This is a genomic window from Bacteroides sp. CAG:189, assembly GCF_000432295.1.
In the GTDB taxonomy this organism is placed as follows: domain Bacteria; phylum Bacteroidota; class Bacteroidia; order Bacteroidales; family Bacteroidaceae; genus Bacteroides; species Bacteroides salyersiae.
This window is the reverse complement of the sequence record NZ_HF991110.1, coordinates 13995-35409: the sequence shown is the minus strand read 5'-3', so window position 1 is coordinate 35409 and position 21415 is coordinate 13995. Positions and strand designations below refer to the sequence as shown.

30 protein-coding genes and 1 pseudogene are annotated in these 21415 nt (G+C 48.7%); 20 read left to right on the top strand and 11 right to left on the bottom strand.

Translation table 11 applies throughout. The annotated features are described in order from the left end of the window. Position 1 precedes the first annotated feature (1 nt). Positions 2-196 carry a hypothetical protein gene (locus QVP90_RS15215; protein ID WP_288204684.1) on the bottom strand — a complete coding sequence of 65 codons (195 nt, stop codon included), beginning with the start codon at positions 194-196 and terminating at the stop codon, positions 2-4. 285 nt (positions 197-481) lie between these two features. On the opposite strand from QVP90_RS15215, the gene QVP90_RS15210 reads away from it, so the two are divergent. The 18 genes from QVP90_RS15210 (at position 482) to QVP90_RS15125 (ending at position 14498) form a co-directional block, all read left to right on the top strand. Next, positions 482-1240, top strand: coding sequence for a ParA family protein (locus QVP90_RS15210; protein ID WP_005643548.1), 759 nt, complete (start codon positions 482-484; stop codon positions 1238-1240). A 3-nt stretch (positions 1241-1243) separates the two neighbouring features. Then, positions 1244-1606, top strand: coding sequence for a DUF3408 domain-containing protein (locus tag QVP90_RS15205; protein WP_021936898.1), 363 nt, complete (start codon positions 1244-1246; stop codon positions 1604-1606). A 12-nt stretch (positions 1607-1618) separates the two neighbouring features. Next, positions 1619-2341 carry a hypothetical protein gene (locus QVP90_RS15200; protein WP_021936897.1) on the top strand — a complete coding sequence of 241 codons (723 nt, stop codon included), beginning with the start codon at positions 1619-1621 and terminating at the stop codon, positions 2339-2341. 149 nt (positions 2342-2490) lie between these two features. Next, on the top strand, positions 2491-2790 hold the full coding sequence (locus tag QVP90_RS15195) for a DUF4134 domain-containing protein (protein WP_005643542.1): 300 nt from the start codon (positions 2491-2493) through the stop codon (positions 2788-2790). Positions 2791-2821: 31 nt separating this feature from the next. Further along, on the top strand, positions 2822-3157 hold the full coding sequence (locus QVP90_RS15190; RefSeq protein ID WP_021936896.1) for a DUF4133 domain-containing protein: 336 nt from the start codon (positions 2822-2824) through the stop codon (positions 3155-3157). After that, entirely contained in the window at positions 3142-5652 is a 2511-nt protein-coding gene (locus QVP90_RS15185; RefSeq protein WP_021936895.1) for a TraG family conjugative transposon ATPase, read from the top strand. Before QVP90_RS15190 ends, QVP90_RS15185 begins: the two co-directional genes overlap by 16 nt. Positions 5653-5658: 6 nt before the next feature. Beyond that, positions 5659-5925, top strand: coding sequence for a DUF3876 domain-containing protein (locus QVP90_RS15180; protein WP_021936894.1), 267 nt, complete (start codon positions 5659-5661; stop codon positions 5923-5925). 22 nt (positions 5926-5947) lie between these two features. Then, entirely contained in the window at positions 5948-6511 is a 564-nt protein-coding gene (locus tag QVP90_RS15175; RefSeq protein ID WP_005643534.1) for an MT-A70 family methyltransferase, read from the top strand. Then, positions 6508-7137 carry a DUF4141 domain-containing protein gene (locus tag QVP90_RS15170; protein WP_021936893.1) on the top strand — a complete coding sequence of 210 codons (630 nt, stop codon included), beginning with the start codon at positions 6508-6510 and terminating at the stop codon, positions 7135-7137. Before QVP90_RS15175 ends, QVP90_RS15170 begins: the two co-directional genes overlap by 4 nt. A 1-nt stretch (position 7138) precedes the next feature. Next, positions 7139-8146, top strand: a complete 1008-nt coding sequence (gene traJ / locus QVP90_RS15165; RefSeq protein ID WP_021936892.1) for a conjugative transposon protein TraJ — start codon at positions 7139-7141, stop codon at positions 8144-8146. 24 nt (positions 8147-8170) lie between these two features. Continuing rightward, a complete protein-coding gene (traK, locus tag QVP90_RS15160; protein WP_005643528.1) occupies positions 8171-8794 on the top strand; it encodes a conjugative transposon protein TraK in 624 nt (207 codons plus the stop codon). A gap of 18 nt (positions 8795-8812) precedes the next feature. Beyond that, entirely contained in the window at positions 8813-9139 is a 327-nt protein-coding gene (locus tag QVP90_RS15155) for a TraL conjugative transposon family protein (RefSeq protein WP_021936891.1), read from the top strand. Continuing rightward, the gene (traM, locus tag QVP90_RS15150) at positions 9087-10415 is read left to right on the top strand and encodes a conjugative transposon protein TraM (RefSeq protein WP_021936890.1); all 1329 of its coding nucleotides are present in this window, start codon (positions 9087-9089) and stop codon (positions 10413-10415) included. The genes QVP90_RS15155 and traM overlap by 53 nt, the downstream gene beginning before the upstream one ends. Before the next feature lie 41 nt (positions 10416-10456). After that, on the top strand, positions 10457-11476 hold the full coding sequence (traN, locus tag QVP90_RS15145; protein ID WP_021936889.1) for a conjugative transposon protein TraN: 1020 nt from the start codon (positions 10457-10459) through the stop codon (positions 11474-11476). Between the two features lies 1 nt (position 11477). Then, positions 11478-12062 carry a conjugal transfer protein TraO gene (locus tag QVP90_RS15140; protein WP_021936888.1) on the top strand — a complete coding sequence of 195 codons (585 nt, stop codon included), beginning with the start codon at positions 11478-11480 and terminating at the stop codon, positions 12060-12062. Positions 12063-12065: 3 nt separating this feature from the next. Further along, entirely contained in the window at positions 12066-12959 is an 894-nt protein-coding gene (locus QVP90_RS15135; protein WP_021936887.1) for a DNA cytosine methyltransferase, read from the top strand. Between the two features lie 13 nt (positions 12960-12972). After that, positions 12973-13458, top strand: coding sequence for a DUF3872 domain-containing protein (locus tag QVP90_RS15130; RefSeq protein ID WP_021936886.1), 486 nt, complete (start codon positions 12973-12975; stop codon positions 13456-13458). Beyond that, the gene (locus tag QVP90_RS15125; protein ID WP_021936885.1) at positions 13428-14498 is read left to right on the top strand and encodes a hypothetical protein; all 1071 of its coding nucleotides are present in this window, start codon (positions 13428-13430) and stop codon (positions 14496-14498) included. The genes QVP90_RS15130 and QVP90_RS15125 overlap by 31 nt, the downstream gene beginning before the upstream one ends. Positions 14499-14607: 109 nt before the next feature. Here the strand turns inward: QVP90_RS15125 and QVP90_RS15120 are convergent, their stop codons facing one another. From QVP90_RS15120 to QVP90_RS15095, 6 genes and pseudogenes are all read right to left on the bottom strand, one after another. Beyond that, positions 14608-14838, bottom strand: coding sequence for a DUF3873 family protein (locus tag QVP90_RS15120; RefSeq protein ID WP_021936884.1), 231 nt, complete (start codon positions 14836-14838; stop codon positions 14608-14610). A 27-nt stretch (positions 14839-14865) separates the two neighbouring features. Continuing rightward, complete coding sequence (locus tag QVP90_RS15115) at positions 14866-15453, bottom strand: hypothetical protein (RefSeq protein ID WP_021936883.1); 588 nt, start codon at positions 15451-15453, stop codon at positions 14866-14868. Between the two features lie 18 nt (positions 15454-15471). Beyond that, positions 15472-15729 (bottom strand): hypothetical protein, encoded by a 258-nt coding sequence (locus QVP90_RS15110; RefSeq protein ID WP_005643513.1) that lies wholly within the window; start codon positions 15727-15729, stop codon positions 15472-15474. A 19-nt stretch (positions 15730-15748) separates the two neighbouring features. Next, on the bottom strand, positions 15749-15967 hold the full coding sequence (locus QVP90_RS15105) for a hypothetical protein (RefSeq protein ID WP_021936882.1): 219 nt from the start codon (positions 15965-15967) through the stop codon (positions 15749-15751). Between the two features lie 6 nt (positions 15968-15973). Continuing rightward, a pseudogene (locus QVP90_RS15100) lies at positions 15974-16461 on the bottom strand (SLOG family protein). Positions 16462-16472: 11 nt separating this feature from the next. After that, positions 16473-16736 (bottom strand): hypothetical protein, encoded by a 264-nt coding sequence (locus QVP90_RS15095; protein WP_021936880.1) that lies wholly within the window; start codon positions 16734-16736, stop codon positions 16473-16475. Between the two features lie 566 nt (positions 16737-17302). On the opposite strand from QVP90_RS15095, the gene QVP90_RS15090 reads away from it, so the two are divergent. Together QVP90_RS15090 and QVP90_RS15085 are read left to right on the top strand one after the other, a co-directional pair. Then, positions 17303-17575 carry a hypothetical protein gene (locus QVP90_RS15090; protein WP_021936879.1) on the top strand — a complete coding sequence of 91 codons (273 nt, stop codon included), beginning with the start codon at positions 17303-17305 and terminating at the stop codon, positions 17573-17575. 204 nt (positions 17576-17779) lie between these two features. Further along, a complete protein-coding gene (locus QVP90_RS15085; RefSeq protein WP_021936878.1) occupies positions 17780-18139 on the top strand; it encodes a hypothetical protein in 360 nt (119 codons plus the stop codon). 177 nt (positions 18140-18316) lie between these two features. Here QVP90_RS15085 and QVP90_RS15080 read toward each other — a convergent pair whose 3' ends face one another. From QVP90_RS15080 to QVP90_RS15065, 4 genes are all read right to left on the bottom strand, one after another. After that, complete coding sequence (locus QVP90_RS15080) at positions 18317-18604, bottom strand: hypothetical protein (protein ID WP_021936877.1); 288 nt, start codon at positions 18602-18604, stop codon at positions 18317-18319. 1 nt (position 18605) lies between these two features. After that, positions 18606-19526, bottom strand: coding sequence for a hypothetical protein (locus QVP90_RS15075; protein ID WP_021936876.1), 921 nt, complete (start codon positions 19524-19526; stop codon positions 18606-18608). A 100-nt stretch (positions 19527-19626) separates the two neighbouring features. Next, on the bottom strand, positions 19627-20040 hold the full coding sequence (locus tag QVP90_RS15070; RefSeq protein ID WP_021936875.1) for a hypothetical protein: 414 nt from the start codon (positions 20038-20040) through the stop codon (positions 19627-19629). 46 nt (positions 20041-20086) lie between these two features. Next, entirely contained in the window at positions 20087-21346 is a 1260-nt protein-coding gene (locus tag QVP90_RS15065) for a site-specific integrase (RefSeq protein WP_021936874.1), read from the bottom strand. Between the last annotated feature and the right edge of the window lie 69 nt (positions 21347-21415).

The window sequence follows — 21415 nt, the reverse complement described above, 5'->3', positions numbered from 1 at the left end:
ATTATGCCAAATAGAAGCCACTTGCACACACGGGAGGAACAAGAGGATAAACGGGCGGTCGATGATGGCTGAACCAACGGTTGAGGATGTGCCTGAATGTGATGCGTAATGACGGACTGAATGACCAACCGGTCAGATAACCAACCAGACGGTCAGCCGTTGCAACGTTGGTGCGGTCATCCGGCTGACCAGCCAACCAAGCGGATAAAAGGCTGTCTGTCCGGCGGGATGATTAGGCAACCGACTATCTTCCTGTTTGTCCGACAGGCTATGCAGTCCGCCGGATTGTGTCATGTATGGTCAGACCGTCGGTCGGCCAATCAGACGGACAATACTTCGGTCGGTCGGCTGTTCAGTCAGCCATTCCACGTCAGGAGCCGGCCACTCGAACCCCGCCGTTCCCCAACCATGAATTTCCCTTCTTTTTCCTTCTTTATTTGCGGCGTTGATTCAAAAGTATCATTTGTAAACAAACTGCATCATGGAAAAAGAAACACTCTTTATCGCCTTTTCCACGCAAAAAGGCGGAGCGGGAAAAACAACGCTGACCGTGCTGGTGGCAAGTTACCTGCACTATGTGAAAGGGATGAATGTGGCGGTGGTGGATTGCGACTACCCGCAACACAGCATTGCCGAGATGAGAAAACGTGACCTGAAAACGGTCATGGAGGACGAGCATTACAAACTGATGGCGTACAGGCAACTGCAACGGATACGGAAGAAAGCCTATCCGATAGCGGAAAGTACGGCTGAGGATGCTGTCACGAAGGCGGACGAGCTGCTGGAAAAGATGCCGGAAACTGACATCGTGTTCTTCGACCTGCCGGGCACGGTAAACAGTACGGGCGTGTTGAACACGCTGGCGAACATGGACTATGTCTTTTCCCCCATTGCCGCCGACAGGGTGGTGATGGAAAGCACACTCCGCTTTGCGAGCCGGCTGAATGACACGCTGATCGCTACGGGCAAGACGAATATCAAAGGGCTGTACCTTCTGTGGAACATGGTGGACGGCCGGGAGAAATCGGAACTGTACAAGGTGTACGAACAGGTGATCGGCGAGCTGGGACTGAAAGTGCTGAATACCTTCCTGCCGGACAGCAAACGGTTCCGCCGTGAGCTGACGGGGGAACATAAGGCATTGTTCCGTTCCACGCTGTTCCCTGCGGACGGCACGCTGGTCAAAGGCAGCAACCTGAAAGAGATTACGGAAGAACTGTTGTCCATTATCAGGAAGTAGGCTATGGGAAACGAACGGAAAAAAATAAATCTGACGGACATTGACGAGGACTCCATAGTCGCCTCGTTCAAGGAAGGCCGGCCGGCGGACGGGCAGGCGCAAGCAGCCGGGAACAAGGAACAGTCCGGTGAAGAGAGCGGATATGTCCGTCTGTTCATCCACGAGTCACCGGTCTGCGCACGGCTTGGCAAGACAATCTACCTTCGTAAGGAGTTCCATGAACGGATTCAGAAGATTGTCCAGACAATCGGGAACAACGAGATGTCCATTTTCAGCTATGTGGACAACGTGCTGGAACAGCACTTTGCCGCCTATCAGGACGAGATCACGAAGGAATACAGAAAACGAAGTACCGAACTGTTTTAAACCCCGGAAACCATGTCAGCAATCTTATTCTTACTTATCGGCAGCTATCTGTTGTGGATAGCCGCCTACTTCTGTTACGAGCGGAGCAACCGAAGGAAGAGAGCGGAAAAAGCCGGGCAGATCCTTACCCGGATGGCGGTGGACGTGAGCGAGATTTTAGGCAAAAGCACATTTTCCCTTAGCCACTCCACGCCACAAACACCCGAAAAAATTGAAAACGAAAAATCTGTAAGTGAAGCAGATACTTTTGCACCGGAGAAAGAAAAGTACCCGAAAACAGTTTCCGCCGAGGAACTGGACAAGCTGTTTGCAGAAGGGAGTCCGCTGCCGGAAGAACTGGAACTGATGGAAGATATGGATGTTCCGTTGGAGTTCCGGAAAGAACCGACGGATGACAATCCTCCGATAGACGATGACGAGCAGGACAAACGCCTGCCGGGATGCACGCCGCAAGCCACGGGCATCCGCTTCGAGGACATGGGACTGGCGGTGCGTGTGGCGGTCAGCGGTGAAGCGGCCAGTGAGGAGGAAAGGCTTCAGGCCGGAAAGACGCTGGCGGAACTTCGCAATACCCCGATGTTCGAACAGCTGGGCTCCGGCGATGCGGAACGTGGGGAACGGATCGGCTCGCTGATCGAGCTGCACCTTGCGGCGTACCGCAAGCGTAAACAGCCGGACAGTGAAGCGGCGGCAGAAACCATACCGGACACTTTCTCCATAAGTGATATTGTCTAACGAATAAAGTAAAGCGTACATGAAAGAAAGAGATTACGGATAGCTGCCGGTTCATTCTTACCAGTAGAAATCCAGACAAATTTAATTAACAACCGGATACGGCGGACTCTTCCCTCCGTCGTGTCCAATATTCAAAATCCGATAAATTTATGAACACGAAACAACTTGTATTCGTGGCGGTCATGCTAATCGCCACAGGCTCGCTCCATGCGCAGGGAAACGGCTCGGCCGGTATCGCAGAGGCGACGAAAATGGTAACAAGCTACTTTGATCCGGGAACGAAGCTGTGCTACGCAATCGGAGCCGTGATCGGCTTGGTTGGCGGGATTAAAGTGTACAATAAGTTCAGTTCCGGCGATCCGGATGTGAGCAAAGTGGCATCCTCCTGGTTCGGTGCGTGCATCTTTCTGATTGTCGCCGCCACTATCCTGCGTTCGTTCTTCCTCTAAGGGACAGATTCACCTATATATAATAATGTATATGGACTATGAACTGAACAAGGGGATCGGCGAGAGTGCGGAGTTCAAGGGACTCAAGGCGCAATACCTTTTTATTTTCGCCGGCGGGCTGCTGGCTCTGTTCGTGCTGTTTGTCATTCTCTATATGGCCGGTGTCGGCCAATGGATCTGCATCGCTTTCGGTGTAACCTCCGCATCCGCACTGGTCTGGCTGACATTCCACCTGAACGGCAAGTTCGGAGAACACGGGCTGATGAAACTGCTGGCCAGAAAACAGCACCCCCGCTACCTGATCAACCGGATCAGTCCCCGAAAATTATTCACGGTTAAAAAGAAGAATGTATGCGGAACACACTAAAGGCCGCCACATTGGAAAGCAAGTTCCCGCTTCTCGCCGTCGAAGCGGACTGTATCATCTCCAAAGATGCGGACATCACCGCTGTCTTTGAGGTGGATCTGCCCGAACTCTTCACGGTGACGGCAGCTGAATACGAGGCTATCCATGCGGCATGGGCAAAGGCAATCAAGGTGTTGCCCAATTATACGGTGGTACATAAGCAGGACTGGTTTATCCGGGAGGATTACCGTAGCCAGACGGACAAGGAGAATCTAAGTTTCCTTTCCCGGAGCTACGAGATGCACTTCAACGAGCGTCCTTTCCTGAACCATAAATGCTATCTGTACCTGACCAAGACGACGAAAGAGCGCATGAGGATGCAGAGCAACTTCTCTTCGCTGTGCAGGGGATTCATCATCCCCAAGGAGGTGGACAAGGATACCACCGCCCATTTTCTGGATACGGTGGGACAATTCGCCCGTATCGTGAACGATACGGGGCTGGTGCGCCTAAGACGGCTCGGCGGTGATGAGATTACCGGCACGGAGGATAAGGCCGGACTGGTGGAGAAATATTTCTGTCTGTCAATGGAAAATACGACTGCGCTGGAAGACATCGAACTTGGAGATGACGGCCTGCGTGTCGGCGACAAGCATGTTTCGGTGCATATGCTCTCGGAACTGGATGCGTTGCCCAACAAGGTGGGTACGGACTGCCGGTATGAAAGGCTGTCAACGGACAAAAGCGACTGCAAGCTGTCATTCGCCAGTCCGGTAGGCCTGCTGCTCTCGTGCAACCACCTGTACAACCAGTATATCTTTCTGGATGACAGCGGCGAGAACCTGCAACGTTTTGAGAAGAGCGCACGCAACATGCAGTCGCTCTCGAAGTACTCACGGAGCAATCAGATCAACAAGGAGTGGATCGACCTGTACCTGAATGACGCACACTCGTTCGGGCTTACCTCGGTACGTGCCCACTGCAACATCATCGCATGGACGGACAACCCGATGGAGGTGAAGAACATGCGCAATGACGTGGGCAGCCAGATCGCCATGATGGAGTGCAAGCCACGCCATAATACGGTGGACGCCGCCACGCTGTACTGGGCGGCGATGCCGGGGAACGGCGCTGACTTCCCGGCAGAGGAGAGCTTCTACACGTTCATCGAACAGGCTCTCTGCTTCTGGGCGGAAGAAACGAACTACCGCAGCTCCGTTTCACCTTTCGGACTGAAGATGTCAGACCGTATCAGCGGGAAACCGCTGCACGTGGACATTTCCGACCTGCCGATGAAGCGTGGCGTGACCACCAACCGCAACAAATTCGTATTGGGCGGCTCCGGTAGCGGCAAGTCATTCTTTATGAATCATTTGGCGAGGCAGTATTATGAACAGGGCACGCACGTGGTATTGATCGACACGGGGAACAGCTATCAGGGGCTTTGCTCGCTGATACACCAGAAGACCGGCGGCAAGGACGGCATCTATTTCACTTATACGGACGAAAGCCCGATAGCGTTCAACCCTTTTTTCACGGATGATAAGGTTTTCGACATTGAGAAACGAGAGAGTATCAAGACACTGATCCTCACACTCTGGAAAAAGGACAACGAACCGGCGACACGTTCGGAAGAAGTGGCGCTGTCCAATGCGGTGGCCCTGTATATCAGGCGCATCAAGGAGGATGAGAATGTCGTTCCCTCGTTCAACACTTTCTACGAGTTCGTGAAAACGGACTACCGGAGGATACTGGAAGAGAAGGAAGTCCGGGAAAAGGATTTCGACCTTGCGGGTTTCCTGAACGTGCTGGAACCTTATTACCGTGGCGGAGAATATGATTTCCTGCTTAACTCGGACAAGCAGCTTGACCTGCTCGGCAAGCGGTTTATCGTATTCGAAATCGATCAGATCAAAGACCACCCCATTCTTTTCCCGGTAACGACTATCATCATCATGGAGCTGTTTATCAACAAGATGCGCCGTCTGAAAGGGGTGCGCAAGATGATCATCATAGAGGAAGCGTGGAAGGCTATCGCCAAGGAAGGGATGGCGGACTACATCCGCTATCTGTTCAAGACTGTCCGCAAATTTTACGGAGAGGCGGTTGTGGTGACGCAGGAAGTCGATGACATCATTTCCTCGCCTGTCGTAAAGGAGTCCATTGTGAACAACAGCGACTGCAAGATCCTGCTTGACCAGCGGAAGTACCTTAACAAGTTCTCGCAGATACAGTCCCTGCTGGGACTGACGAACAAGGAAAAGGCGCAGATTTTGTCGGTGAACATGTCCAACGATCCGAAGCGCAAATACAAGGAGGTCTGGTTCGGATTGGGGGGCGTGCAGTCAACGGTGTACGCCACGGAGGTATCGCCTGAAGAATATTTGTGCTACACGACCGAAGAGAGCGAGAAGGTGGAAGTGGAACAACTGGCGAAACAGCTGGACGGCAATATCGAGCTGGCTATCAAGAGGCTTGCGGAAAAGAAACGAAATCCAAACAATGAAATACCGTAAATGCCTATGGAGTATGAAACCCTGTTTCCGCTCTACTGGATATGCGGGGAGTGGAAAAGCAACCGCAAGTCGCCGCCCGTTACCGTATTCCGTGACGGTGGCGCATACAAGATTGCCCTGACCTATCACCTTGATGCGGTGGTGGTCGGCACGATCCACCAAAGCGGCGGCATCATCTGGGCAGACCTGCTGGGAAGGGTGCAGCTCGCTTATGACCGGGAGGAAGACCGTCTGGTGCTGGCTACCGAAGGGATCTATGTACGTGCGGAATAATTATTAACGGATAAGGTAAACAATGGAAAAAATAGAAATATTCGTGATTGATGCCCCGTGGGAACAACGCAAGGGGGGACTCCGTAAGATACGGAAGCATCAGGGGCGTGAGCTTGATTATGAAACGATTTCCGTACCCGGCATTTTCGGCCTCCTGGAGAGGGATATTTTTCCGCTTGCAGAAAGTAACCATTGTATATTCATGTGGACGACAGAGCGATATTTGTCCGAATGCGAGGCGGAAATGTCCAAACGTGGATACAGACGCCATTGCAGGATGGTGTGGAACAAGCTGAACGGGGTGGCTCCGGCTTTTACCGTCAGGTTTGCGCATGAATACCTGCTATGGTTTTACAAGGAAAAGCTCCTGCCGATAGCCCGTAGCGAGAGGGGCAGGTTCACTACCGTGCTGACGGAAAAAGGCAGGGAACACAGCCGCAAGCCGGAAGTGAGCTATCGGATGATAGAGGCACTGTATCCTGTGCACAGAAAAATGGATGTCTTTTCAAGGGAGTACCGGAAAGGATGGCTCCAGTACGGTGATCAAGTAAATCATTTCAATATTAAAACAAATAAGAATTTATGAGAGCAAAAATGATGATTGTATGCTGCCTGTTCCTGTTGGGGACAGGTATGGCGAAAGCGCAATGGGTAACGTTCGATCCCTCGAACCTTGCACAAAGCATCGTGAATACAACCCGTAACGTGGTGCAGACCACGACGACGGCAGAAAATATGGTGAAGAATTTTCAGGAAACAGTCAAGATCTACGAACAGGGGAAGCGTTATTACGACGCCTTGAAAGCGGTCAACAATCTGGTGAAGGATGCCCGCAAGGTGCAGCAGACCGTTCTTCTGGTCGGTGAAATATCGGACATCTATGTAAGCTCTTTCCAGAAAATGCTGACGGACGAGAACTATACGCCGGACGAGCTTTCGGCAATCGCTTCCGGATATGCGAAGATGCTGGAAGAGAGCAGCGGTATGCTGAACGAGATGAAGACGGTCGTGACCTCCACCAGCCTTTCCATGACGGACAAGGAGCGCATGGACGTGATCGACCGTGTGTACCGTGACGTAAGAAACCAACGCAATCTGGTCAGGTATTACACGAACCGGAACATCGGCATCTCTTACCTGCGTGCAAAAAAGAAGAACGATACCCGAAGGGTGCTGGACTTGTACGGAACGGACAATCAAAAATACTGGTGACATGACGGGCGAGGAAACTTTCAGCAACCTTCACGAAGTGTTGCGCAACCTTTATGACGAGATGATGCCGCTCTGTTCGGACATCACGGGTGTGGCTACCGGAGTGGCCGCACTGGGTGCACTGTTCTATGTGGCCTCACGGGTGTGGCAGGCTCTTTCGAGAGCCGAGCCGATTGACATTTATCCGCTCTTCAGACCTTTTTGTCTGGGTGCGTGCATCATGTTCTTCCCCACATTCGTTCTGGGAACTCTCAACGGCATCATGAGTCCTGTGGTTACCGGCTGCCACGGTATCATGGAAGGCCAGACGCTGAACATACGGGAGTATTCCGAGAAGCGGCAGAAGCTGGAATACGAGGCGATGACAAGGAATCCGGAAACGGCGTACCTGGTCGACAACGAGGAATATGAACGCCAGATCGAGGATCTGGGATGGTCGCCTTCGGACTTGAAAGCGATGGCGGGCATGGCGGCGGAACGCTTCAAATACCAGGCCAGGCAGGGCGTGAACAATTTTCTCCGCAGCTTTCTGGAACTGCTGTTCCAGTCGGTTTCGTTGGTACTGGACACGCTGAGAACCTTCTTCCTGATCGTATTGAGCATTCTGGGGCCCCTGTCGTTCGCCATATCGGTGTACGACGGCTTCCACAATACGATGATCCAATGGATTTGCCAGTATATCAGCATCTATCTGTGGCTGCCCATATCCGACCTGTTCAGTTCCGTGCTGGCAAGGATTCAGGTACTGATGATCGAAAAGGACATCGCCGCACTGAGCGATCCCGCCTATGTGCCCGACGTGAACAATTCCGCTTACATCATCTTCATGCTGATAGCCATTGTGGGGTATTTCACCATTCCGACAGTATCCACATGGGTGATTCAGGCATCGGGAGCCGGCAACTACGGCAAGCAGGTCAACTCGTGGTCATTGAAGGGCGGACGTGCGGCTGCCGCTGTTTCCGGTGCAGCCGTCGGTCACGTGGCCGGCAAGTTAAGAGGCAGATAACCCAATATAAAATCTTATAAACATATGGAATTTAAGAGTTTGAAGAATATAGAAACGAGCTTCCGGCAAATCCGCACGATGGGTATCGTGTTCGTTTCGCTCTGTGCTCTGGTTACCGGCTATGCTCTCTGGAGTTCCTACCGGTTCGCCGAACGGCAGAGGGAGAAAATCTATGTGCTGGACAATGGGAAGTCCCTGATACTTGCTCTTTCCCAAGACCTTTCGCAGAACAGGCCGGTGGAGGCGAAAGAACATATCCGGCGTTTCCACGAGCTGTTTTTCACCTTGTCGCCCGACAAGGCGGCTATCGAGTCGAATATCCGCAGGGCGTTGTTCCTGTGCGACGAGAGTGCGTTCCGCTACTACAAGGACTGGGAGGAAAAGGGATATTACAACCGTATAATCTCGGCCAATATCAACCAGAGTATCCGGGTGGACAGCGTGGCGTGCGACTTCAACAGCTACCCGTATGTGGTGACGACTTACGCACGGCAGTCGCTCGTCAGGGCGAGCAACATCACGGAGCGGAGCCTTGTAACCCGTTGCCGGCTGTTGAACTCGGTCAGGTCGGACAATAACCCGCACGGCTTCACGATGGAGCAGTTCAATATCGTGGAAAACCGGGATTTGAGAACCGTTGAACGATAATTTAAAAAAAGACAGGAAATGAACCGATTGAAAAAATGGATCAGGTACGTGCCTGACAGGATAGACGACGGACTCCGCTATCTGTGCGGACGGATGTCGCCCGATGTACGGCTCGTCTGCGTGGTGGCCATGCTCACCGGCTTCGGCTGTCTGTCGATATACATGACGGTATCTTCGATATACCGCATCGGCAGGCATGAGGGGGAGCAGTTGCAAATGGAGCATATCAGGCGGATGGAACTGTACAGGGGGATAAACAAGGATAGTATAAACATTAAAAATCAGGTGGATTATGGAGAACCTAAAAAATCAGGAACGGCAACCGGCGAACGCAGCAACGCCTGAAAAGGCGGAAGAGAAAGGGCAAACGCCGAAACAGGGGAAGAAAGAAGCCAGACCTCTGACTCCGGAAGAGATGCTCAAGCGAAAGAAGATGCTCGTGTATCCGTTGTTCTTTCTCGTGTTTCTGGGAGCGATGTGGCTGATATTCGCTCCTTCTGACAGCGACGAGCCATTAAGGGAGGGATTCAACGTGGATGTCCCGATGCCGGAGGACAAGGGGCTGTTGTCGGATAAAAAGACCGCCTACGAACAAAGTGCCTTTGAAAAGAAACAAAAGGAGAAAATGAACACGCTTCAGGATCTGGCAGTATCGCTGGAACAGGAAGAGCCGGTGGCGGACGAGGTATTCCTGACGGAAGAGGACACGGACAACGGCAGTCCGTCTATCCGTTCCTCCGCCAATGCCTATCAGGACATCAACCGGCAGTTGGGCAGTTTTTATGAAACACGGCCTGCGGAAGATGACCAGAAAACTCTGGAACTGGAATGGCGTATTCAGGAGCTGGAGCGTCAGGCGGAGGAAGAGCGCAAGGCCAGAGAAAACGGTGAGGAACAACTGCGGCTGATGGAGAAGTCCTACGAGATGGCGGCAAGGTACATGCCGGGCGGCGGTGGCGAAGCCAAACAGGTCGCCGTGTCCTCCTCTACGGGCAAAACGCCGGTCTGTCCGGTTACGCAGGTAATGGAACGGGTGGTCAGCCTGCTGGCCGCACCTCTGTCCGATGAAGAGTTCGCCAGACAGTACGGCAAGCCCAGAAACATGGGTTTCCACACGGTGGGGACAGTCCGGAGCCGTACGGAAAGGAACGGTATCCGTGCCTGCGTGTACAGGACGGTAACGGTTTCGGGCAGCGACGGTCAGGAGGTGGGACTCCGCCTGCTGGAGCCGGTGCAGGCCGGGGAGTTGTACATACCCGCCAACACGATACTGACCGGCACGGCGAAAATCAGCGGTGAACGCATGGAAATCACCGTTTCCTCGGTCGCCTTTCAGGGAACAATCCTGCCGGTGGAACTGGACGCTTATGACACGAGGGGCATGAAGGGCATTGAGGTCAGGGGATCGCAGGAGCTTACCGCCGTCAAGGAGATGGCGGCCAACATGGGTTCGGCAATGGGAAGCAGCATCAATATCTCCACCAATGCCGGCGCACAGCTGGCTGCGGACTTGGGCAAAGGGGTGATACAGGGCGCATCGCAATACCTTTCCACAAAGTTCAGGACTGCCAAGGCGACTTTGAAGGCGGATTACGAGCTATTGCTCGTGTCAAGACAATAAACGGTTAAAATCAATTTATTAATCAAGAAAAAACAACAAGCATGAAAAAAGTAATTTTAATGATGGCTTTTGCCATTGGTATGACCGGTGCGTATGCACAAAAGACCGTGAAAGTGGAAAAGACGGGAAATGACACGGAAGAAACGGCGGATTCCGGAGAAACGGAAACCACGCCGCTGCCGGATAAGGAGGACGCAAGGCGCAGCCCGTCCACCGGTGATTTGTTTGACGGGCTGACACGTCCGGTGACATTCGACCGGATGGTTCCTCCATACGCCTTGGAGGTGACATTCAATAAAACTGTACACCTTATCTTCCCGGCTGCTATCAAGTATGTGGATCTGGGATCGGCTGACATTCTTGCCGGCAAAGCGGACGGTTCGGAGAACGTGCTTCGGGTGAAAGCGGCGTTGAGGGACTTCTCCCGTGAAACGAATCTGGCGGTGATCACGGATGACGGCAGCTATTATACATTCAACGTGAAGTATGCGGACGAGCCGGCCAAGCTGAATATCGAGATGAAAGACTTCATCCATGATGGCGAGGCGGTGAACCGGCCGAACAACTCGCAGGAAATCTACCTTACGGAACTCGGCAGCGAGTCCCCGCTGCTGGTACGGCTGATCATGAAGTCCGTCTATGACAACAACAAACGTCTGGTGAAGCATATCGGCTGCAAGCGCTTCGGCATCCAGTATATCCTGAAGGGGATTTATACGCACAACGGTCTGCTTTATTTCCATACGGAACTGAAAAACGCTTCCAACGTGCCGTTCTCCGTTGACTTCGTCACTTTTAAGGTGGTGGATAAAAAGGTTGCAAAACGTACCGCCATTCAGGAACAGGTTATCGTGCCGCTTCGTGCCTTCAACTATGTGACGGCGGTTGACGGAAAGAGCAAGGAACGGACGGTATTTACCCTGCCCAAATTCACCCTTCTGGATGACAAGCAGCTGGTTGTCGAGATGAACGAGCAGAACGGGGGAAGGCATCAGCGGTTTATTCTGACCAACGCCGAGCTGATCCGTGCCAGAGTCATTAACGAACTGAAGGTGAAATAGTATGAAAAGGGTATCTGTTATTATATGTATACTTTTGTGCTTTGTCCTGACGGACAAGGCACATGCCCAACGTTGCCTGCCCGGTACAAAAGGGCTGCGTATTACCGCCGGCATGACGGACGGCTTTCACACTGCGGACAAACGTAACGAGCTGGGTTACCATTTCGGGATGGGAACGGACAGATATGTGAACGGCTGCCATAAGTGGGTATTCGGTGGCGAGTATCTCCAGAAGTATTATCCATACAAGGACATACGTGTCCCGGTTTCCCAATTCACTGCGGAAGGCGGCTATTATTATAATTTCCTTTCGGATGCCAACAAGGTGTTTCTCTGCTATGCCGGCGGTTCGGTGCTGGCGGGATATGAAACCGTGAATTGGGGCACAGGCACGCTGTTCGACGGCTCACGCCTGTGTGCCGGGGATGCGTTTGTCTATGGCGGTGCGGTATCGCTGGAGATAGAAACCTACCTTGCCAACCAGGTGGTATTGCTGTTCCATGCCCGTGAGCGTTGCCTCTGGGGAAATGACAGCGGACACTTTCATTTCCAGTTCGGAGTGGGCGTCAAATTCATAATTGATTAGGGCATGGTTCTTTTGGAATTATTTTCGGGTATTGGCGGCTTTAGTAAAGGATTGCAGGCTGCCGGATACTCGTTTGAGAAAGTATATTTCTCGGAGATAGAAAAAAATGCAATCGCCAACTTCAAATACAATTTTCCTTATGCGGAACATATCGGATCGGTTACAGAAATCGGAACAGCGGAAATCGGACATCCCGACATCATCACTTTCGGAAGCCCTTGCCAGAATTTTAGTTCAGTCGGCGACGGCAGCGGGCTGCGTGGAGAGGCAAGTTCCCTTGTCAGGTATGCTGTCGAAGCCGTCGGGAGATTCAGACCTGACGTTTTTATCTGGGAGAATGTTAAGGGAGTCTTCTTCGCAAAGCATCGATCAGATTTTTGGAGCATTATCAAAGCGTTTGCCGACATTGGCGGTTATCGACTTGAATGGCAACTGTTTAATACGGCATGGTTTCTACCCCAGAATAGAGAGAGAATCTACCTTGTCGGACGTGTTGCAGACCGGTGTACCGGAGATGTATTTCCTTTCCCGGCGCCGGGTGGAGGGAATCATTCGTGCAGGAAAGACACGGTTCATTCCCATACCTGCGGAACGATAACACGTAACTATTACAAACAGCCCAATTTCGGCAATTATCTGATAAACCTGCAACCGGGGGAAACTTTTGACGGACAGCCGAACGAAGAACAGAAATCCCGAATCCGTATGCTGACGGAAGTGGAGTGCGAACGCTTGCAAGGCTTTCCCGATGATTTTACCAGATACGGAATTATCAACGGGGAAGTGAGGGAAATCTCACGAGCCAACCGGTATGCGATGCTCGGCAATGCCGTGAGCGTACCGGTGGTACGTGCCGTAGCGGAACGCATCAGAAATAGTACTGTTTTAAACGATTAAAATTTTAATGTGTATGAAAAAGATGATAGAAACATTGTTTATTGTTACATTCATGCTTGTCGGTGTGATATGTGTAACCGCCTGTTCTGACAAATTGGACGTTCAGCAGGTGTATGAGTTTGATCTGGCGACCTTGCCGGTGCAGACGACAATCGTAAAAGGCGAGGAAGCGGAAATCCGTTGTCAGCTTGTAAGAAGCGGCGAGTATCAGGACACCAAATACTTCATCAGGTACTTTCAACCGACAGGCAAAGGGGAGCTTCGCATGGAGAACGGTACGGTGTTGTTGCCGAACGACCTGTATCCGTTACCGGAAGAAACGTTCAGACTCTATTACAAATCACTTGACACAGACCAGCAGAAAATAGATATTTACATTCTTGATTCCTTCGGTCAGGTTGTACAAAAGTCTTTTGCCTTTAATAATGAAGAGGAAGATGAAAAGGAGGATACCTTTAATGAACGGGCATGGATAGGAAACAGGAAGATGCGGATATAAAATCAGTACAGGAAAATCCCGGATATTTTCGGGATCTTCCTCCGGAACGTAAAACTGAGAATGTATGCTGGCACGCTGTCAATGCCGACAGTGCCAATGTGCGCCATGTACCGGAAGAAATGTTTTCCTACGAGATTGTCGGTATGGCTCTGACAAACAAACCCGATTCCATACATGATATGCCTTGTGGGGTACTGAAGTGCTTTTTGCCGTTGATTCTGGAAGATGACCGGTATCTCCGGGAGGCACTGCCGAAAGACGACATGCCTTTGGAGGTATATGAGGAGATGGTCAGACGGAACGGAAAGGCTCTGGAATATGTGCCTGAAGGCATGAGAACACCGGAAATCTGCCATACCGCATTATCAAAAGTAAAGCACGATCCGGCTGTGCTGTTGCCTTATGTTCCTTATCCCGACATTTGTCTGGAGATTATGAAATTGCTTGAAGGGAAATGGAGATGTTCGGATTTGATGCGTTCTGTCCGGTGGAACATTATAGATGACCGGATGGCGGAATATGCTGTAAGTAGGGACGGCTATGCAATTTCGTCTGTGCCGATACACCTGCAGACGGAAAAAATGGTCTGTCAGGCTGCCGCCGATACCTATAATTCGGCATTGCAGTTGAAAAGCATAAGGTATGATTTAAAGACTGAAAAAGCATATCTTGCGGGAATGGACAAAAATGTACCGGAAAGTTTTCTGAACATCCCACCCGATAAAAGAAGTGCGGGAATCTGCCTTCAAGCGGAAAAGTGGTATCCGGAACTATTGAAAAAGCAACCGGAATTGATTCCCGATATTGTCAGAAACAGCTGTAACGTATATTCTCTCAATCACAAAATGGAACAATGCACGGGCACAAAGTTCTCTGTCGGGCAGATAAAAAAACTGTATGACGGGAAGGCTTTGCCTGTTAAGGAAATTTGGACTCCGAAGGGGGTAATGAAAGATGTGACGGTTTCCTTTGACAAAAGGCTGAAAGAGTTCAGCTTTTCACCGGTCAGACAAATCAAAAGAAAAGGAATAAAACTATGACATGTGAACTCTCCTTGCAGACAACCGGCAAGGAGAGTTCTTTGGTGCAAATGGTTAATAACTCTCTCTCAACCTTATTATATATTATTATATCTTGTTTTTCAGATATTTATTGTTCTGTCATATACTTTCTTTGTTTTTGAATCAACCATTCGTCACGTTTCTGTCTGCACTCTTCCAATGTGGGCTTCACACAGGAGAAAAGTTCGTTGTCTGCCGTGTCCCTGTAATCATAATGGTAAAACGTGCGCCTTTTCCGTCCTACGGTCATTTGGAATTTTTCATATTTCTCACCCGTCTTGCAGGTTGAAACTCCGTTCTCGTTCATTTTTGTTGCCATAACTTATGATTTTATAGTTCGTGAATATTAAAACAGGCTTAACTGTCGGGGCTGTGTGTATTTCCGCTTGAGTTCCAACAGTTTTCCTTTCAGACTGCGGATAACCTTCGGGTTGTAATTGCTTCTGTCGGAAACAGACCAACATTCCGCTTTGTCGTATTGTCGTTCCAACAGAAGGATTCCTTGCCGGACAGCTTCCTTATAATCTCTGACAGGTTCATCCCAAACGGACGGGTGGCTACCGCCTCCGGCTGTGCCGGTACACCAGTTGATGGCTACCGCATACGTCCCGTCAACGGATTGCCCGATATGGATCGTGTTGGAAGTATCCAATTTGATTTCTTCAACTATCGGTAACATACCATTAATCCAACCGTGTTCGTTGAACCGCTTGCCGACATAGCCGAAAATCAGCCCTCTTTCATACGTGCGTACATTGAGTATGATATGCCGTACACTCTTGCCGAAACTCTCGAAATAAGCGATTTGTTCCGTGTCATTGCGGCGTACCGCCAATAAGTAACGGAGGACTGCGCTGCGCTCCACCCTGCAAGGACTGTATTCTACAATCTCCTGCAATTTCTCTTCTCGTGTCATTTGGGATATTGGTTTCATGTCATTATGTATTAAGGGTTAAAATGTCGCAATGAATAACCGGCTTTGGATGAACTGCACGCTTCCTTTGGAAATGCGCTGGTTGCACCAGAAATGGTGTGAGCCATAGCCGTAGGTGAAAAACTCGTCCAGTTCGGTCGTTTCCCGAAGTTTGTCAATGGATTGGCGGAGTTCCTCTTCCGTCCGGCAAAAGAGAAGGGTGTTTACCAGTCGGATAAGGAGTGCAGGGATTTTTTCATCCCATGCACAAATTACGGTTTCAAATGTTACGTTCATATTTTTTCTGATTTATTCATTAGACAGTCATCTTTAAAATCTCTCTCCAGTATATCGGTTCTACCTCACTGAGAAGAAAGTCGATAAAATCTTTTCTCGCCTCTTTACACAATTCCCGGTAAAGTTCTCCAAAAGTGGTGATGTTGCCGTTCAGGTAGGTTTCTACCATGTACTCGAAAATGTTGTTTACCTCGTAATATCTACACTGTTGTGCGACAGTCCTGCCGTATCGTTTCATAAGGCTTTATTTGTAAAGGTTTATAATGTTTCTGTTCATCATCCGTGCTTTTCCTACGGTATAATAAGTACCGCCATAGGGCTGCTTGTCCCAATAGGCCAGGACAATCTCGGAGTTGTCAATCAGGTAGTCGTTCCTATGGTGGAAGCACCCTTTGCAGTAATCTTCCCGGAGAATGACCGTTTCATCGGCAGTTTTCATTATCCGGTTGTATAAGGGCTTGTTCTCCGGGCGGTATCTGTCTGACTGCCGGTGGAACGGCACAACGGCAATAAGCCGAATATCCGTGTATTCCGTTTTGAGGTCGGCTACCGCTTGGGCTGCAAGCAAATCAAAGCCTTCCGCCATTCCGCTTAGAAAGTAGCGATAGCCCAGACTATACAACCTTCTCACTTGCGAAACTATATCCAGATAAAGATACAGCATACGGACTTGGAGGATACGCTCTGACGGTGTCCGGTGAACGCTACTGATTTTGTAATATCCATTGTCATAACTGTGTGTATTAAAGTATTAATAACCAAATGATAATCCCGACTACGACAGCAAAGGAAAGAATGGAAACCAGACAACCCCATGCGAAGCGGATCACGTTCGTTATCAGTTCTTTTACGAGCGACAGACCGATAAACCACGCCCAAAGACTGCCACCGTACAGACTCCAACAGAAGCCTGAAAGAATGAGCCGAACCGACCAGCCAAACAATTTATGCAGAGGCAGATTGAGCCTGTTCTTATTTCCGTTATGTATTTCTCTTGCTGTTTTCATAATCACGACATTTTTTTTATGCATTGACGAGTTGAGCTGACTTATTTCATGTGCGTCAAAAGGTAGGGTTCAGGAAAAACAAGGTTTTTGGAAAAAATACCTCGTGCCATTTATGGCGCAGGGAAGATTTTTTTCAAAACCGGAACGGCTTGACCTTGTTTTTCCGTTAAGAACCCGAAGTACCTTTGCACTTGAATAAGTTAGTTCAATTCGTTCCTTTGCTTTAAATGTGGAGTGATGGTTACTGAAAACAGTGAGAGAAATACCCCGAAGGAAGTTAGCCTTAAACTTTGCTTAAAATCGTTGTGTTATAAATCCTTTATACATAAAGCGGTGATTAATACGAAAAAATTTCTACCTTTGTGTTAGCGATGCAAATAGCATCGTGTAATGTGTTCGTTTACCAACGTTCGGAAATCGCCAATTTCAAAAGTGTGAAGGTAAATGAACCGGGTAGGTTATACTTTGACGTAACCTGTCGGTTCACTTTACACTGGGTGTTTGGCGATACCTCGAACGTAGTATCCGGCAGAGTTACGTCAATTTAATATAATAACCTTATTATTATGGATTTACAATCGACTCCCCTGAAAGGAATAGTCCGGTCTTCAGAAGATGGGCTTTTCTATCTGTTGCCCCTTCAGAGTTTATCTACACTGCAAGAGATGAGAGGCCATTTGACCTGTGCGATAGATGTCTTGAGTAATCTGGATGAAAGTGATGCGGAAAAGCGTTTGGACGCAGTTCGGACATTGAACAGCCTTGTTGCTGCGTTGAGCGTTAATGACGGCGACCACTATGATGCGATAGATACTGCTTTAAAAAATGCCTATGGCTAAAATAACAAGTGTTCTTGAAGTCCATTAACCAGTTAGTTTGAGTGTATCCATGATTGATTCCTGATAAATATAAAGATGGATTATGGATATGTTTATATACATTTTCCTGATGACATCAAAGCAAGAGTAGATAAACACAATAATTGAACAACTAAAAACAAGGCCGAACCAACAAGCCAAATGTTATTCTCCTGCAAACAATTGATGGAACAAAAAATATACAAAATAATTTTCGCCACCTTAGTGACATTTGTGCAAATCTTGGTATCAGAAATGATATTCAGACTTGTATTTGGTTCTTCTACCTTTTGGGGAACATCTGGAGCAGCTGGAGCAGATGCGATTCTTTTTTTTATAGAGCTGTATATGGGAATCTTGTTTCTGTTTACTAATTTATCCATATTGTTTGACAACAGGGTTCTAAATGGTATTCTGGTGTTTGTTTTATGCGGTTTGTTTGTTCCGGCATCTCTTGGTGTACTTATGCTGTTAGGATTTATTCCCGGCTATACCTTTGGTACTTTTTTAGTATATAAAAGTTATAAAGCCATGAAAAAAAAGTGATTATAAATATTTGTTTGACGATAGTAAACCGTTGAACATTCGAAGATGGGAAAATAATTATTCTCGTTCTTGAGATTTATATGAGTAAGGTGGAAAGGATGATCCAACGTGTTTCTATTCTTTGGAAACGCTTGTTGATAAATTCCTGTCATTCTCTTACTCACGGAATTTTTGTCATTACTCTTTTGCCTTTTTCTTCATTTTGGCTTTCAATTCTTCGTCTTTGAGAATTTGTTTTAGGGACTTGACTACATCAGGACGTTCCTTTTTGAAACGTTTATAGAAGATCTCTTCTATAAATTCCGGTAAGGGGGCTTTCCATGACTCTTGCCGGTGGTTGTCTATCTTGCCGAGTTTGTCGGGGTTGAGTCCAAGTTCACGTGCCATTTGTACATGAGTATCCGATAGCCGGTGTTTCTTTTGGGCGACTATCCATTTTTCGATCTGGGATTTCTTGATTGCCATATTACTTTTGATTTTCAGACTTTACTGTTTTACCTAAAAACAAACCGGTAACGGATTTTGCGCCGAGTTGTATCAGTTTGCGTTTCATTTGCGTGAAATTCTCACCGGAAGAGATAATGTCATCTATTAAAAATACGTCCCGGCCTTTAAAATAATCGGGATGAAAGATCAAGTTGGATAACTTGTCTTGTCCGTGAGTTCCTTTCATCTGCTCACGGTCTTCTTTTATCCATGTGGCACGAAAACCGTCCACGACTTTAAGCCGATGTGAGAGAAGGCTGCAAAAACGGGCGAAGCGGGCGATGTTCCGTTCACGGGTTGCCGCCGGTATGGGGATCAGCACGGCGTTGGCGGCTTTCTCTTTAAAGAACGGCATCCGGGCGATGCAAAGCGAGAAGATCTTGGCAACAAGGGCTGCTTGTCGGCCTTCCTTAAATCTAAATACCAGATTACTCGTCTTTCTGTCGGATGCCGATATGTCCTTGCATCTGGTCGGGTAATAATCGTGAATATAGAAACACAATGCTCCGTCGATACGCATCTTGCCTTTGAAGTGGGTGTTGTACGGGAAGAACTGACGCACGAAATCGCTCTCGAAAGTAAAGCGGAGTATGTCACGCCAAAGGAGGAGCGTGGTTTCATCCTGTACACGATAGAGTTCTCCGTTGATGCTTTCTTTATCCGATAAACCAATGCCGATTATCAGGCGGTCATTAAAAGCGTCTTTTGATACAATATACCAATCAAAGGATTGGCAGATGCCCACGATGTCACAATCATTGGAACAAAGGAAGTAGAAGGTATTGTCGGGCTTCTGGATTATCAGAAACTCGCCGGACATTTCGGAAAGGCGGAAATAGTTGCCGACATGGGCTTCCTCCACTTCGCTGAAGGATACGGATATGGTGAGGTTTTCTATCATGACACTGTTATTTGGTGTAAAGATAGGATTTTCAGGAGAAAAAAAGCCTTGCCCGTCGGATTTTCGGGCAAGGCTCGCTATTTACAGGCTTCTATGCACATCAGTTATAAGAAATGGTTGTCCGGTTGCTGCCGGGATTGAAAACGACAAGGACTTCGGGCTTTTTCTCTTGCAGGCGTTTGTACTCGCACAGGGAGTTGAGTACCCATTCACGGAACAGTTTTGTGCAATAGGTGTTGATGCGGAAGCTGAGAAATATGATCGCTTCCAGATTATAATAGGTAACGATGCTTTTGTCCTGTTTCTCGGTTATGGTCACATCGCCGTCGTAAAGCAGACGGGATTTGAAGATGGAGCGCATATTGGCGTCTATTGTCTGCACGAACACTCCGAACAGACGGGCAAGTTCGTGCTTGGTCATCCATACGTTGCCGTTCTCTATCTTTACACTGACGATGGGTTGTTCATCCTTGTTTTCCAAACCGGTGATGGTGATGTATCCTCTATTTTCCATAAGGCGTTGTTTTTTAAATGGTGTGACAATATAATGATTTGTTTATTCATACAGCGTTTTGCGTCGTACCTTTTTGCATACTTTTAAGTTTTCGATCCAGCATATTCATATCATGGCTCAACTTTCTATCTACCACACGGGCATAAATCTGTGTGGTCTGAATGTTGGTGTGTCCGAGCATCTTGGACACGCTCTCAATGGGAACGCCTTTGGTAAGGCAGATTTCCGTCGCAAACGAATGTCTTGCAAGATGGTAGGTGATCCGCTTGTTGATTTGGCAAATAGCGGCTATCTCCGCCAAATATTCATTCATCTTCTGGTTACTGATTACCGGAAGCAATCTTCCGTTTTTCAACTTGCCCTCGTACTTGGCGAGAATATCCAATGGTATTTGCAGTAGGGGAATGAATGATTCCACGCCGGTTTTACCCCTGTCTTTCATAATCCACTTCTTGCCGTCCACGCCGATCTTTATGTCCTCGCTTGAAAGCGTATAGATGTCACAGTAAGGTAAACCGGTATAACAGCTGAAGATGAAAGCGTCACGCACGTGCTCCAACCGCTTTGACTTGAACTCCTTGTAATAGATCGTGTCAATTTCCTCCTGCGTGAGATACCCTCTGTCGGTCTTGTCAAAATTGAACTTGAAATTCCCGAAGGGATCAATGAAGCTCAATCCGCTTTTCTGGGCAAACAACAGTATCGTATGGAAACGTTGTACAAATTTCATGGCGGTATTGTTGCTTACCTCACATTCCTGACGCAAATAAAGGTAGAAGTTCTCGATGTGGGTGACGGTGATTTCCTTCACGGGGATGTCCGACAACTTGTATTCCTTCTGCAAGAACTCTATCATCCGCTGCTTGGTCAGTTCGTAGCGGGAATAGGTCTTTTGCGTGGCAGTCTTGCCGACCTTCTTTGCATACTGTTCATTGTGCTGGGTGAAGTAGCTGATGAGTGTTTTCTCCTTTTCCTCCAATCCCAGGAATGCGTTCCTGATTTTTTCCGGCAGTGCGTAACCGTCCACGTTCATCATGCGTGTGTAGTGCATGGTGATGGCCGAACGTATCTCGTCCAGAGTCTTGTTAAGTGAGGATACCCTGAGGTTTTCTTTCTTGTCCGCACTCTGTTTGTTGATGACGGCTCTTCCCGCTTTCGTGTCCCAATTGTCGGGGTGTATGTCCAGCTTGCTGCTGAATTGCACCTGATCACCGTCCACCGTGATGCGCACCATAATTACTACATGACCGTTTTTCTTCGGTTCGTTCTTCTTTAAATAGAAGAGTGTTTTGAATGTCGATTTCATACCGTAACTCCTTTCTTGTTGCAAAGTTAATTTGTTCATTCCGTAACGGCTATGACTTTCGACTGCCAA

Coding starts and splice junctions, on each gene's coding strand:
- QVP90_RS15075 (WP_021936876.1), bottom strand. CDS start 19,526: ATGATAGAAAACCTCACCATATCCGTATCCTTCAGCGAAGTGGAGGAA.
- QVP90_RS15170 (WP_021936893.1), top strand. CDS start 6,508: ATGAGAGCAAAAATGATGATTGTATGCTGCCTGTTCCTGTTGGGGACA.
- QVP90_RS15115 (WP_021936883.1), bottom strand. CDS start 15,453: ATGAAACCAATATCCCAAATGACACGAGAAGAGAAATTGCAGGAGATT.
- QVP90_RS15080 (WP_021936877.1), bottom strand. CDS start 18,604: ATGGCAATCAAGAAATCCCAGATCGAAAAATGGATAGTCGCCCAAAAG.
- QVP90_RS15185 (WP_021936895.1), top strand. CDS start 3,142: ATGCGGAACACACTAAAGGCCGCCACATTGGAAAGCAAGTTCCCGCTT.
- QVP90_RS15135 (WP_021936887.1), top strand. CDS start 12,066: ATGGTTCTTTTGGAATTATTTTCGGGTATTGGCGGCTTTAGTAAAGGA.
- QVP90_RS15205 (WP_021936898.1), top strand. CDS start 1,244: ATGGGAAACGAACGGAAAAAAATAAATCTGACGGACATTGACGAGGAC.
- QVP90_RS15155 (WP_021936891.1), top strand. CDS start 8,813: ATGAACCGATTGAAAAAATGGATCAGGTACGTGCCTGACAGGATAGAC.
- QVP90_RS15125 (WP_021936885.1), top strand. CDS start 13,428: ATGGATAGGAAACAGGAAGATGCGGATATAAAATCAGTACAGGAAAAT.
- traM (WP_021936890.1), top strand. CDS start 9,087: ATGGAGAACCTAAAAAATCAGGAACGGCAACCGGCGAACGCAGCAACG.
- QVP90_RS15190 (WP_021936896.1), top strand. CDS start 2,822: ATGGACTATGAACTGAACAAGGGGATCGGCGAGAGTGCGGAGTTCAAG.
- QVP90_RS15200 (WP_021936897.1), top strand. CDS start 1,619: ATGTCAGCAATCTTATTCTTACTTATCGGCAGCTATCTGTTGTGGATA.
- QVP90_RS15065 (WP_021936874.1), bottom strand. CDS start 21,346: ATGAAATCGACATTCAAAACACTCTTCTATTTAAAGAAGAACGAACCG.
- QVP90_RS15105 (WP_021936882.1), bottom strand. CDS start 15,967: ATGAAACGATACGGCAGGACTGTCGCACAACAGTGTAGATATTACGAG.
- QVP90_RS15085 (WP_021936878.1), top strand. CDS start 17,780: ATGGAACAAAAAATATACAAAATAATTTTCGCCACCTTAGTGACATTT.
- QVP90_RS15110 (WP_005643513.1), bottom strand. CDS start 15,729: ATGAACGTAACATTTGAAACCGTAATTTGTGCATGGGATGAAAAAATC.
- QVP90_RS15090 (WP_021936879.1), top strand. CDS start 17,303: ATGGATTTACAATCGACTCCCCTGAAAGGAATAGTCCGGTCTTCAGAA.
- traK (WP_005643528.1), top strand. CDS start 8,171: ATGGAATTTAAGAGTTTGAAGAATATAGAAACGAGCTTCCGGCAAATC.
- QVP90_RS15195 (WP_005643542.1), top strand. CDS start 2,491: ATGAACACGAAACAACTTGTATTCGTGGCGGTCATGCTAATCGCCACA.
- QVP90_RS15130 (WP_021936886.1), top strand. CDS start 12,973: ATGAAAAAGATGATAGAAACATTGTTTATTGTTACATTCATGCTTGTC.
- QVP90_RS15140 (WP_021936888.1), top strand. CDS start 11,478: ATGAAAAGGGTATCTGTTATTATATGTATACTTTTGTGCTTTGTCCTG.
- QVP90_RS15180 (WP_021936894.1), top strand. CDS start 5,659: ATGGAGTATGAAACCCTGTTTCCGCTCTACTGGATATGCGGGGAGTGG.
- QVP90_RS15095 (WP_021936880.1), bottom strand. CDS start 16,736: ATGAAAACAGCAAGAGAAATACATAACGGAAATAAGAACAGGCTCAAT.
- traN (WP_021936889.1), top strand. CDS start 10,457: ATGAAAAAAGTAATTTTAATGATGGCTTTTGCCATTGGTATGACCGGT.
- QVP90_RS15120 (WP_021936884.1), bottom strand. CDS start 14,838: ATGGCAACAAAAATGAACGAGAACGGAGTTTCAACCTGCAAGACGGGT.
- QVP90_RS15210 (WP_005643548.1), top strand. CDS start 482: ATGGAAAAAGAAACACTCTTTATCGCCTTTTCCACGCAAAAAGGCGGA.
- traJ (WP_021936892.1), top strand. CDS start 7,139: ATGACGGGCGAGGAAACTTTCAGCAACCTTCACGAAGTGTTGCGCAAC.
- QVP90_RS15070 (WP_021936875.1), bottom strand. CDS start 20,040: ATGGAAAATAGAGGATACATCACCATCACCGGTTTGGAAAACAAGGAT.
- QVP90_RS15175 (WP_005643534.1), top strand. CDS start 5,948: ATGGAAAAAATAGAAATATTCGTGATTGATGCCCCGTGGGAACAACGC.